Annotated in this window: 10 protein-coding genes; 9 read left to right on the forward strand and 1 reads right to left on the reverse strand. The window is 64.1% G+C overall.

Annotated elements, in window-relative coordinates:
* The 4 genes from MJ783_RS11040 to MJ783_RS11055 form a co-directional block, all read left to right on the forward strand.
* On the forward strand, window positions 1–1,452 hold a 1,452-nt coding region (locus tag MJ783_RS11040; RefSeq protein ID WP_239310307.1), incomplete at its 5' end, for a galactose oxidase early set domain-containing protein.
* A 29-nt stretch (window positions 1,453–1,481) separates the two neighbouring features.
* On the forward strand, window positions 1,482–1,985 hold the full coding sequence (locus MJ783_RS11045; protein WP_239310308.1) for a hypothetical protein: 504 nt from the start codon (window positions 1,482–1,484) through the stop codon (window positions 1,983–1,985).
* Window positions 1,986–2,228: 243 nt separating this feature from the next.
* On the forward strand, window positions 2,229–2,753 hold the full coding sequence (locus MJ783_RS11050) for a hypothetical protein (protein ID WP_239310309.1): 525 nt from the start codon (window positions 2,229–2,231) through the stop codon (window positions 2,751–2,753).
* A gap of 129 nt (window positions 2,754–2,882) precedes the next feature.
* On the forward strand, window positions 2,883–4,115 hold the full coding sequence (locus tag MJ783_RS11055) for a hypothetical protein (protein ID WP_239310310.1): 1,233 nt from the start codon (window positions 2,883–2,885) through the stop codon (window positions 4,113–4,115).
* A gap of 351 nt (window positions 4,116–4,466) precedes the next feature.
* Here MJ783_RS11055 and MJ783_RS11060 read toward each other — a convergent pair whose 3' ends face one another.
* Window positions 4,467–4,796 carry a hypothetical protein gene (locus tag MJ783_RS11060; protein ID WP_239310311.1) on the reverse strand — a complete coding sequence of 110 codons (330 nt, stop codon included), beginning with the start codon at window positions 4,794–4,796 and terminating at the stop codon, window positions 4,467–4,469.
* 448 nt (window positions 4,797–5,244) lie between these two features.
* Here MJ783_RS11060 and MJ783_RS11065 point away from each other — a divergent pair, with 448 nt between their 5' ends.
* From MJ783_RS11065 to MJ783_RS11085, 5 genes are all read left to right on the forward strand, one after another.
* Window positions 5,245–6,507, forward strand: a complete 1,263-nt coding sequence (locus tag MJ783_RS11065) for a glycosyltransferase family 2 protein (protein WP_239310312.1) — start codon at window positions 5,245–5,247, stop codon at window positions 6,505–6,507.
* A 63-nt stretch (window positions 6,508–6,570) separates the two neighbouring features.
* The gene (locus tag MJ783_RS11070; protein WP_239310313.1) at window positions 6,571–9,312 is read left to right on the forward strand and encodes a PA14 domain-containing protein; all 2,742 of its coding nucleotides are present in this window, start codon (window positions 6,571–6,573) and stop codon (window positions 9,310–9,312) included.
* A complete protein-coding gene (locus tag MJ783_RS11075; RefSeq protein WP_239310314.1) occupies window positions 9,309–9,734 on the forward strand; it encodes a hypothetical protein in 426 nt (141 codons plus the stop codon). The genes MJ783_RS11070 and MJ783_RS11075 overlap by 4 nt, the downstream gene beginning before the upstream one ends.
* A 243-nt stretch (window positions 9,735–9,977) precedes the next feature.
* A complete protein-coding gene (locus MJ783_RS11080; protein ID WP_239310315.1) occupies window positions 9,978–10,481 on the forward strand; it encodes an SCO family protein in 504 nt (167 codons plus the stop codon).
* Window positions 10,482–10,560: 79 nt separating this feature from the next.
* The coding region (locus MJ783_RS11085) for a glycosyltransferase family 2 protein (protein ID WP_239310316.1) at window positions 10,561–12,330 on the forward strand (1,770 nt) is incomplete at its 3' end.

A 12,330-nucleotide genomic window follows, 5' to 3' on the forward strand; every position in this document is an offset into this window, starting at 1 on the left:
ATCGAACACTCCACCTGCACGGCGGGTGATGCGTGCACCAAGGGCTCATGGCAGGTGCTCAGCTACCAGTCACCTGTCCGGGCCATCCATGCCGCACTTCTCAAGAATGGTAACGTGCTGCTCATCGCGGGGTCGGGTAATGACCCTAACCAGTTCGCGGCCGGTACCTTCAAGACGTCGGTGTGGAATCCCACCACGGGCGCCTTCGCCAATGTCTCCACTCCTGATGACTTCTTCTGTACCGGTCACGTCCAGCTTACCGACGGTCGACTGCTGGTGATGGGTGGGAACAAGGCGTACCCGACCGCGGACCACGGCTACGAAGGCATCAAGTCCTCCTATACCTTCGATCCGACGACGAATCAGTACGTGCGGGTGAACGATCTCAACACGGGTCACTGGTATCCGTCCGCCACGGAGCTCGGTAACGGTGACGTGATCTCGCTCGGCGGGCTGGACGAGAACGGCAACGGTTCAGTCGAGGTCGAGCGCTTCTACAGTGCCAGCGGACAGTGGAACAAGCCGCGGCCGACCCAGACCTACCGTTTCTGGGGGCTGTACCCAGCAATGATTCTTCTGCAGGACGGCCGGTTGTTCTACACCGGATCACACGTGTTCGGCAACAACGTCAACGGTGGCCCCGGGGCTAATCTTTACAACGTTGACACCGGTCAGGTGACCGATGTGCCCGGACTCCGGCTGAAAGATCAGCGGGACCAGTCGATGTCGGTTCTGCTGCCACCGGCGCAGGCCCAACGCGTCGCCACCTTCGGCGGGGGAAACATCGAGACCAACGTTGACGCGAACAACACGATGGATCTCATCGATCTGTCCAAGGCGAATCCGGCCTATGTTCCTGGTGCGAACCTGCCGACCGGCAAGATGTACGTCTCCGCGGTCATCCTCCCGGATGGGAAGGTGTTCGAGACCGGTGGCGGCCTACATAATCGGGCCGACCCGGTGTACGAGGCGTCGATGTACGATCCGGTCGCGAACAGCTTCACACCGATGGCCACCGACCCGATTCCGAGGACGTACCATTCGTCGGCACTGCTGCTGCCGGACGGCCATGTTCTCGCGATCGGGAACAATCCGGGTGACGGTTCCTTCGACATGCGGATCTCAATCTACACGCCACCTTACCTGTTGAACGGGATCCGACCGACGATCACGGCGGCGGCGGCCACGTGGGCCTATGGTTCGACCCAGTCGGTGGGCACGACGTCCAACGTCGTCATCAAGTCCGCGCAGCTGATCCGGCCGGCGGCGGTAACGCACTCGTCGGACCCGAACCAGCGTTCGGTGGACCTCCCCATAACCGTCAACAACGACGGTCAGCTGACAGTGACGCTCACCGCCAACGCAAACATTGCCCCGCCCGGCGATTACATGTTGTTCGTCACCGATGCCAACAACATTCCGTCGGTCGCTCGCTGGGTGCATGTGGGATGAGACGGGCTACCGGAAGGAGCAGAGCCCTCATGGCCGATGAACCGGGAAGACTCGACCGTGTCCTCAGGCGGAGTATGGTCGCGGTGTTCCTCGCCGTCGCGGTGACGGTGGTGGGAAACACCGATACGGGAGTTTCCAGCGCCGCGACACCCAGGCCGGCGGCGGCCACGTCCCCATATGTGGCCACCGCCAGTCCGGGTGCCGGCACGGCCCCTGGCGGCGCCGTATCCGCCAGCCCCGGGGTGACGATCACGGGTTCGCCGGCGCCGGCTCCGGGCTTGTTGCCAACAACGAGCGATCAGCGGGTGACCCCGGTACCGGCGGTCAGGCTTACCAGCGAGTACGTCGATGGGTGTGATCACCACTATGGGCTGCCGACCCAGTGCGTCCCGGTGAACTTCCCACCGGGCACTCATGACCGCTGCCAGTGGCTGCGGCAGCACGGCCTGGGCCCGATACCGGTGAACAAGCGCGATCAACTGAAGCTGGACACGAACGGGGACGGCACGGCCTGCGGGCCCGGGGACGCCTGACATCCATCCCGACAGTGGCCGTGCTGATCCGGCCAACAGATCGGATCAGCACGGCCGGATGGGCCGGGGCCTGACGGCGGGCGGAGCCGATGGCCGATTCAGTCCGGCCCACCATTCCAGGACATGACGACGCGAGACACGGCCATGGGGAGTTCGGTGTCGAAGACAGTGAGAGTGGTCATTATGTGCACGCTGCTCGTGGCCGCGTGCTCGTCAGGTCGTGCTTCGGGCGGCGGCAGCGCCATGACCGGTACGGCAGCGACTGTCGCGGGCACGGTAGCCTCGCCCGCCGCGGGGGCGATCGCCGGGGCGGGCCAGTCCGCCCCCACGCTGCCTGCCGACCCCCAGATCGCTCCCGCGCAGCCGGGCACACCAGGCGACCTCAGCGCGTCGGAGCTGATCGCTCAGCTCAAGGCTTCTGGGCTTCCGGTGACATCGAGCATTGTCTATACGGCTGCGACGGACAGTGACCATCTTTTCGGTCAATCGAGTGGCTACATCTCCAAGGCAGCCTTCGTCGACAGCCGGGTACCCCGCGACGGGCTGCCGGACACGAACCCGGGAAGCGTCTGGCTGGGCGGTTGCGTGGAGGTCTTCCGCACTCCCGCCGACGCTCAGCAGCGACAGCGTTTCCTCATGTCGCAGGCTGTGGACCCGGCGAAGGCCGAGTACATCTACGTGCGCGGTCCCGTCCTTCTCCGCGTCTCGCACGAGCTCGACGTCAGCTATGCGGATGGCTATGGCAAGATCCTGCAACGGACGGGATGACACGGTCGCCGCCATCGCCGGCTCGGTTACTTTGTGGCATTAATTCAGCCTATGGGGCATCCGGTTGATGCCTCCTGAGGGCAGCCCCGTAGGCTGTGCCCACTGATCTCGATCAGACGGGACCTGCTTGTGACCGCAAAGCTTGCTCGTACCGGCCCCGCGACTGTCGGCTTCATGTCACTCGTGACCGCGGCCTTCCTCGGTTTAGCCGGTTGCCAGCCCCCGACGCGGGCCGTCTCCCAGCCAGCCGCGGGTGCGTCGGCGTCATCATCCACTCTACCGGTCGCCCTGGCGTCGGCCGCGGGCAGCAACGGGCGGCCCGGGACCGGCCCGGCGGTCGGTGAGGCGTCTTCGGCGCCACCGGCATCGACAGCGTCGCCGGCCATGCGGGTGACCACGTCCCCGGGGATCCCGCCGAGCCTCGTATCGCCGCCGTCAGCCCCGCTCGCCTCGCCACCCACCGCGAACAGCTCCGGAAAGCTTCTTTTCGGCCTCGGACCGGCTCTGGACAGCGACGCGGCGTCACCCATCGCGGCCGGGCTCGGAATGTTCACCACCTGGTACAACTCGCCCAGCGACCTCGGATTCCTCCGAGATTGGGCGAGCAATCGAATTCCGCAGACCTATGCGTCCGGCCGTTCGATTCATCTCGTGGTCTGGCTTGACGGAACCGGCAAGGTCGGTACCAACCAGACCTCCCATGGCCCGGCCTGTGGCCGCGACTACCCGCTGTCCACAGCTTTTCTCGATGACGCCCGCCAGCTTGCTGATATCTTCAAGGGCGCGGCCGGTGGTCCACCGCTCTATGTCACGCTGTTCACGGAGTTCCAGACCTACGCCTGCCAGACCAACGCCTGGGCGCCGAGCCCGGAGGTGACGAACTACTACCTTGCCCTCAAGGACAAATACCTGGCGGCAATGTCCATCTTCCACTCGGTGGCTCCGAACGCCAAGGTCTCCTTGGGCTGGGGAGGCTGGCAGGCCCGTTACGACGACCCGAGTACGGGCGGCGGCCGGTCGATGTTCCCCTACTTCGCGGACGTGATGCGCCAGTCTGACTTCCAGAGCTTCCAGGCAATGCAGTCGGACTCGAACAGCCAGGACATCCTGGACATGACTCGGATGCTTGGGCAGTACGGTCCCGTCATGGTGGCTCACTTCAAGCCGGACAACGGTTCTCAGAAAACGTGGACCGCCGATCTGAGAACCTTGTTCACCGACGCCTATATTCGGCAGGCGACATCCATGGGCCTGTTCGCACTCAGTTTTATGGACCAGGTGAATCTCGCCGCCGACCCGACCGCGCTCTCGCTGGTGCGGTCCGGGATCGACAAATATGGTGTATTGCCCGCAGCCAGATGACCGCTACGCCTCCCGGCAGCCGATGACAGAAATGACACCCCGTCCCGCGAGCGGTCCTTTCTATGTCCTTCCAAGGCTGCCGGGAGTTTTGGTGCCCACCGGCGACGCGGACGGACAGGATCGCGCGGCCGGTGGCTGACCGGCGGTTCCAGGCTGCCGACCGTGTTAGGGCGTGTTTCGAATCTGTGCTGGCGTGACATTACGCACCAGGGTGAGCAGGCCGGCGGAGCCGGGCATCCAAGCAGTGCCGTAGCGCATCGAAGCCTCGCGCTGTCGCATATATGTCACTCATAACTTCAGGCACAACGGAAGGCCAAACAGAGGCCCCGGTAAGGATGTCTGTGGCGCGGTTCATAGCTTGTAAACAGCATCCGGTTGGCGAATCCGTTTTGATGACGCTAAGTAGTTTTCGCACGTCAGCGCATTACTGACGGTAGTATTGGTCGATTTCGCGACGTGATCATCAGCGATGAAAACCAACCGATACGTGTGGGTAACATCTCGGCTGCCCATGGCCTCGATCAGCTCCTGGTACGTTCGCTGCACACCGGAACGATTTGCACCTTGCACCTTCGGGCCGCCGGTGGCGCGAAAGAGGATGATCGCGCCACCTTTGGCCCACCTTGCACCTTCGGGCCGCCGGTGGCGCGAAAGAGGATGATCGCGCCACCTTTGGCCCACCTTGCACCTTCGGGCCGCGAGCCCATCAGCGGAGTTGATCCGGGGAGCCATATTCGTAGTTCTTGTCCCGACTTCTTACTGAAACCAACCTGTCGGATGCCTGTCAGCCGAGCTGTTTTCGTTCTGATCCGGCTGGGTCGGAAACTTATCGAGGTGGGTACTTCCCGCCTGACCTGATCTCTTCGGCGACAGTATTCGCGGTGGACCGGATCCGCCTGGCGCGGATTTCGGGAGACTGGCCGCCGACACCGAGCATGCTGGTTTTGTGCTGGGTTTTTCCGGCGGGAGTCCCGGGAGCGCGTTTGGGGGCCCGGGTGAAGCCGGTGAACAGCAAAGGAGCGCGACAACAGCTGACCTGCCAGGCCGGGAAATCCCGGTCATGGCATCTGACGTACCCAGTGGACGGTTGCCGCGTCGGCCGCCGTCCCGAACGGGGGGAGACCAGCGGATGAGCATGCCTGACGAGCGCATTTTCGATGCGCAGCTGGTAGACCTGGTGCCGCGGCCACGAGCTTCCTCGGCGGTGCTTTCGAGCATGCGCACCACAGCCGTGACCGGCCACCGACTGGACGAGCAAGTAATGGTGTCGGTGGTAGTGCCGACTCGGAACGAGGCCGCGAATATCGAGGCGCTCCTGCGCCGGCTTGACGCCGCGCTGGCCGATCTGCCCAGCGAGATTATCTTTGTCGACGATTCGGACGATGCCACACCGGAGATCATAAATGCGCTCCGTGGTTCGGTCCGAATACGGGTCCGTATCCATCACCGTCCCGCGCCCTACCGGGTAGGCGGACTTGGCGGAGCTGTTACCGAAGGCATTCGACTATGCCGCGCCGACTATGCTGTGATCATCGATGGTGATCTGCAGCATCCACCGGAGGTGATTCCCGAACTTTTTGCCGCGGCTGGCGCGGGAGATGTCGATGTTGTTATCGGTAGCCGGTACGCCAACGGCGGTAGTGCCCCGGGCTTGGCGAACAGTGGCCGCCGACTTGTGTCATCCGGCGCGAACCTGCTGTCCCGCATACTTTTCCCGCTGCGCCTGCGTGGTGTGTCGGACGTCATGAGCGGGTTCTTCCTCGTCCGCATCGCGGCGCTGGACCTCGACCAGCTCCGTCCGGACGGGTACAAGATCCTGCTTGAGCTGCTGGTCCGGGCCGGTCGGTTGCGGGTCGTCGAGGTCGGTTATGTATTCGGTGAACGTCATGCCGGAACATCGAACGCTTCGGCGTCGGAGGGCGTCCGCTTTATGCGGCTGCTCTTGTCGCTCCGGCTGCCACGGGCGGCACGGTTTGTGCTCGTAGGTGTCTCCGGGATATTGCCGAATGTTTTTGGAACCGCGCTTCTGCACCACGCTGGAATGCATTATCTGCCAGCCGCGGTGATCGCTACACAGGTTGCCATCCTGTGGAACTTCGCCGGTTGTGACCTGTTTGTCTGGGAGCGCGGAAAACAGTCAATGATTCGACGGTACGTGTCGTTCGCCTTGTTGAACAACGTCGATCTCGTCGTCCGTCTGCCGCTGCTCGGAATTTTTGTGGACCGTTGGCATACAAGTATCGGGGTAGCCACTCTCGCTACTTTGGCAATCGTTGTCAGTGTTCGTTACGTGTTGGTCGACCGGATTGTCTACAGCGAGCATAGGCGTACGGCGCGGAGTTTTTTCCGCGGGCCTCGACGGTCGGCAGCCGGCACCGCCGGGGAGGCTTAGGAATGATCCGGCGAAAAATTTCGGTCAGGAGCAACGGAAATGTTTAGGGGAAGACGCCGGAGGTTGGGACACCGGCGTGTCCTGACTGGGCTCCTCGCTATCCTCTCCATCCAGTTCGCTGTGCTAGCCGTCGTCGACCCAGGCACGGCGAAGGCGGTCACCTGCCCGGACACACAATGGGCCGCCGACTACTTCGCCAACATGACGCTGTCCGGGCCGGCAGCGGGTTCGCGTTGTGACCGCGACATCAGTTTTGACTGGGGGGAGACGGGCCCCGGGATCGGTGGCCTCGGCGGGTCCGGCTATTCGGTCCGGTGGAGCCGGACGCTCTATCTGGATTCGGGTGAGTACGGCTTCACCGCGACCGCCGACGACGGAATCCGGGTACTCCTGGACGGCGCCACTGTCATAACCGGGTGGAAGGACCAGGGACCGACCACCTACACCGCGAACCCCTCGGTGACCGCCGGTGAGCACACGATTGTCGTGGAGTACTACCAGAACGCTGGAGGCGCTGTCGCTCAGTTCAGTTACGCACCACCGGTGCCACCCCCACCGACCTGTGCGCCCACCCAGTGGACGGCTTCGTATTTCTCCGGAATCACCCTCACGGGTACCCCGCGCGGGCGGTGCGAGGATGCCATCAGCCATGACTGGGGGAACGGTGCACCGGACGTCCCCGGTATCAATGCGGACAACTTCTCGGTCCGGTGGGTCCGGACCGAGAAGTTTGCGGCCGGGACCGTCACGTTCACCGCCGAAGCTGACGACGGTATTCGGGTCTATGTCGATGACACATTGGTGATCGACCAGTGGCGGGACCAGGGGCCGACCACTTTCACCGCCAGCCCGACGGTCACGGCGGGCGACCATACGGTCAAGGTCGAGTACTTCGAACACGGCGGTGGTGCGGTTGCGCGGGTGTCGTACGCCGCCATGGCTCCGCCTTCGTCGCTGACCTGCCTGTCCACCCAGTGGGCCGCGTCCTACTTCCCCAACAGAATCCTGTCGGGAGCGCCGAAGGCCGAACGCTGTGAGGGCACGCTCAGCCACGATTTCGGTGAGAAGGGGCCGGGGGTGGACGGCATCGGAGCGTACAACTTCTCCGCGCGCTGGAGCCGGACTGACCAGTTCCGAGCTGGGAACAGCACGCTCACGGTGACGGCTGACGATGGCGTGCGCGTCTACGTCGACGGCACGCTTGCCATCAACCAATGGCAGGACCAGGGGCCGACGACCTACACGGCGACCGTGCCCGTCACCGCCGGGAAACACGTGGTCAGCGTCGAGTACTACCAGGGCGGTGGCAGCGGGCTTGTGCGGGCCGGTTACACCGGTGGGGGAGCCGCGGGGGACCTGCCACCACCGCCACCGGGTGGTTGCACGGGCGACTGCCAGGGCTCCTGGCAGACCCTGCCGTACGACTCCCCGGTGCGTTCGGTGCATGCCACCGTGCTGCGTACAGGGAACGTTCTGCTTGTTGCCGGATCTGGTAACAACGGGGCAGCGGCCGCGAAGAACCAGTTCGTCTCCAAGGTCTGGAACCCGTCAACCGGTGAGTTCGCCGATGTTCCCACGCAAGAGGACCTGTTCTGCGTCGGGCACACCCAGCTGGCTGACGGACGAATCCTGCTGGCCGGCGGCACACTCGCGTACCCGACACCCACAACCAACTACAAGGGTCTCGCGAGCAGCTACATCTTTGACCCGGTGGCCGGTACCTATACCAAGACAAATGACACGCCGGGGGGCGGGCACTGGTACCCCTCCCTAGTGAACCTCGGTAACGGTGACGTGTTCGCCACCGGCGGGCTCAACGAGAACGGATCCGGAAACGTCTCGGTCGAGATGTTCGACTCCAAGAAAGGCCAGTGGAAGCCCTTCAACAACGTGCCGCAGACGTATTTCTACTGGGGTCTCTATCCGACCATGGTGCTGATGTCGGACGGCCGGCTCTTCTACGGCGGTACGCACACCTTCGGCAACGCGCTCCCGAACACCTCCGGGTCGGAGATCTACGATGTCGACACTGGAACAATCACCGATGTCCCGGGGCTGCGGGATATCGACTTCCGGGATCAGGGCGCCACGGTTCTGCTGCCGCCGGCGCAGGCCCAGAAGGTTGCGAACTTCGGCGGCGGCAACTCCTACAGTGACCTGGACCCGACGAACCACACGGACATCATCGATCTCAGCAAGGATGATCCACAGTGGACGGCCGGGCCGGACCTGCCGGCGGCCAAGATGTACGTGAGCGCCGTCATTCTGCCCGACGGCAAGGTGTTCGAGACCGGCGGCGCGAAGCACAACTATCCCGAGTTCGCCGTGCACGAGGCGTCCATCTACGACCCAGCGGCCAACGCGTTCACGTCGCTGCCGGCGGACCCGGCCGATCGGATGTACCACTCGGAGGCGTTCCTGCTGCCGGACGGCCGGGTGGCGACGATCGGGAACAATCCGGCTACCGGCGAATTCGATCTGGGTATTTCGATCTACTCCCCTTGGTACATGTCCAGGGATCGCCCGACAATTTCCAACGCTGCCGACCAGTTCGACTACGGGTCGGCGCAGAAGCTGACAGTGAGCGGGAACATCGGTCGCGTCACACTGATCCGCCCAGCGTCGGTGACCCATCAGTCCGACCCGAACCAGCGCAGTGTCGACCTGCCGCTGTCCGGAACAGGCCAGGATGTCAGCGTGACAGTGCCGGACAATCCCAACCTGCTGCCAGCCGGCTATTACATGATGTTCGCCCAGGATATGAACGGGGTACCGTCCGTGGCTAAGTGGGTGCATGTCGGATGACCAGAAAAAGAATTCTGCTCGGCATGACCGCCGTGGCATGCGTCGCCGCTGGGCTGCTCGTCGCCCTGCGGGTGACCGAGCCGAACTCGGCCATGCCGGCCGGCGGACACGTCCGCCAGGTCGCGGTTGAGCATTCCTGGGGCCCAGGTAACCGGGATCTCAGCGGTCGGGTGCAGCCGCATGGAAATGGTCGCCCCTCCCCGGCGACGCTGTGGGTGGACGGGTGTGACCACAATTACGCGGACGCGGCGGGTAATTCCAGTGTCTGCGTCCCGAAGACCGCTCCCGGCGGCCACGCGGTCGACTGTGCCTTTCTGCGAGCGGCCGGATTCGGCCCGCTCAAAGTGATCGGCACGGACAGCAAGCATCTCGCCGGCCCTGGCAATACGGCGCCCCGCGGTACGACCGTCTGCGCCGGGTAACCCCAGAAAGGCTGCGGAATGCCACTGCGATTCGATGTTCCTTCCGGGCGTCGGCGACCCACCCGTCACTGGATCGTGGCCGTGGCATTGTGCTGTCTCGCCGGGTGTGCCGTCTCGTCGACGGGTACGGCCGCACACCCGGCGGACACCGGCTCATCGCCGCCCGCACCGGCGCTGGCGCGATCGTCCGCACGCCCGTCATCCGTCGTTGGGACGGCGGCGGATGGCTGGCATGGCACCGCCGTGCGGGTTTCCCGGCCCCGGCCGTCGTTCACCCTGGCCGACCTCTCCGGCCGGAGCTTCGACTTCGCGAAGGAAACGGCTGGCCGGGCCACACTGCTGTTCTTCGGCTACACGAACTGCCCGGATGTCTGCCCGACGACAATGGCTGACATCGCCGCGGCCAAGCAACTGGTGAGCTCGCCCGTCGGCTCCGCAATAATGGTCGTCTTCGTTACGACCGACCCCGGCCGGGACACCGCGGGAGTACTCCGTCGATGGTTGAACCAGTTTGATCCCACATTCATCGGGCTCACCGGTTCACCAGCACAGCTTGCTGCTGCCCAAAAGGCCGCTGGCGTGCCGCTCGCGAGTGCGCAACAGGTGCCGGGCGGTCAGTACGACGTGGTGCACGCGGCCCAGGTCGCCGGCTACGGTGCCGATAACACCGAGCATGTTCGCTACTTTTCCGATACCACGGTCGCGGATTATGCGGCGGACCTCCCCCGGCTGGTAGCCGTTTCGTGAGAATTCGCCAATCCCGGCCGGAGCGGGCCGTTTACATTGCGTGTCCCGCGGGCCTACTAGACAATTCAGGTAGGAATCTGTGAACTCCATCCATGCGCCTGCTCCAGCACCGTCGCCGCGAGCCCGTTTGGAGAGCCTGCCCGGACGGCTGCGTTTCGCGGTCGGCGGTGGGACGAGCGTGTTCGTCCGCGTCACGGTGCTGGTCGTGTTCGCGTGGTTTCTCGGCGTGGGTGACCGGGCCGCGTACGGGTATTCAGCAGTAGCTTCGGCACTTCTCCTGCGGGGTCTGGGACATGATTTCACCCGGCGTCGCCAAAACGGGAACTGGTTCTGGTCCGTCGCCGCCCGCGGCTCGACCGAGACGGTCGGCTGGCTCATTTTCGTCGAGCTGGCCAGAACCGACCACGGCGCCACGGCCATCGGCCAGGCCAGCATGCGCCACCTGTTTGCCGCCCTGGTGAGCGCGGCGGTGGTGGCCTTCACCTACCCGTTGGTCTGTGACTGGCTTGTCCTCGGATCCACCGCGGACACCCCGCTGTTTCGTTTCTTTCGAGGCTGTCTCGCCTTGTCGACAGTACCGCTAGTCGTGGTGACGGCCAATGCGTTGTATCCGCATCGCGACGGCGTGGTACTCGTCGGCTGGAGCACGGTGTCGCTCGCGATGCTGTTCGTCGCCGGCCTGACCCTGGCCCGAGCGCAGTACAGCTGGCAGCGGCCGGAGCGGGTTGACCACGTGAACCTGGAGGACCGCGCGCCGGCTCGGCACACTTTTTCACTGATCGTGCCCGCGCGGGAGGAGCCCGTCCTCGGGCGCACCCTTGCCCAGGTGCTGGCCGGTTCCTATCCAGCGGATCTTTTCGATCTCGTTGTCGTCGTGTCCGACGATGAGGCCGACCGGGAGACACGTGCGGTGGCGCAGGAGTTTGCCGACAGCCATCCCAACGTGCGGGTGGTGACACCGCGCAGCGCAATGCGCAGCAAGCCGCTCTCACTCGAGGACGCGCGGCGGTACTGCCGCGGTGATCTGATCGGTATCGTAGACGCGGAGTCGTTGATCGCGGACGGTCTGCTCGGTTACGTGAACACGCTGGCCAGCCATCATCCCGAGGTCGGGATTTTCCAGGGCGGTGTCCAGCTGATGAATTTCCGCGGGACGGGCTGGCGACGACCGGAGTCAGCCGGGCTGTTGCGCGCTGTGACCTCGTGGTGCAACAGTGCCACATCATGGTGGCGGGCACGTAACTGCCTTGAGTACTACATCTGGTTCATGTCGAGGCTGCGCTACCAGGCGGTGGCGCGTTTCATTCCGCTCGGTGGCAACACGGTCTTCATCCGGCGCGAGGTCCTCAACCAGTTGGGCGGCTGGGATGTCTCCTGCCTGACCGAGGACTGTGATCTCGGTGTACGAGCCTCGGTGGCAGGCGTCGAGACCATGGTCTTCTATCATCCGGAGCTCACCACCCGCGAAGAGACACCGGAGACACTGGGCAAACTGGTGGTCCAGCGGACCCGGTGGATGATGGGTTTCATCCAGGTGTTCCAAAAAGGCGACTGGCGTCAGCTCCCGGGGCGGCGCCGGCGAGCGCTCGCCGTTGAAATGCTGTTGATGCCATTTTTCCAGGCAGCCGCCGGGCTGGCGTTGCCGACGTCTGTGCTACTCACATTTTTTCTGTCGGCTCCGGTGGGGCTTGTGATTATCTTCTGGCTCCCGCTGCTGGCAATGGTCATGATGACCATGATGGAACAGGCCGCTTTCCGGGAGTTTGCTGATGCATATCAGCTCAAGGTAGGATTTCTCGACAGTGCCCGATTGCTGGTGAGCGCGCCGGTGTATCAGCTGGTCCTGTCC

This window comes from Protofrankia sp. Cj3 (assembly GCF_917627355.1).
Classification (GTDB): Bacteria; Actinomycetota; Actinomycetes; order Frankiales; family Frankiaceae; genus Protofrankia.

Coding starts and splice junctions, on each gene's coding strand:
- MJ783_RS11045 (WP_239310308.1), top strand. CDS start 1,482: ATGGCCGATGAACCGGGAAGACTCGACCGTGTCCTCAGGCGGAGTATG.
- MJ783_RS11050 (WP_239310309.1), top strand. CDS start 2,229: ATGACCGGTACGGCAGCGACTGTCGCGGGCACGGTAGCCTCGCCCGCC.
- MJ783_RS11065 (WP_239310312.1), top strand. CDS start 5,245: ATGAGCATGCCTGACGAGCGCATTTTCGATGCGCAGCTGGTAGACCTG.
- MJ783_RS11075 (WP_239310314.1), top strand. CDS start 9,309: ATGACCAGAAAAAGAATTCTGCTCGGCATGACCGCCGTGGCATGCGTC.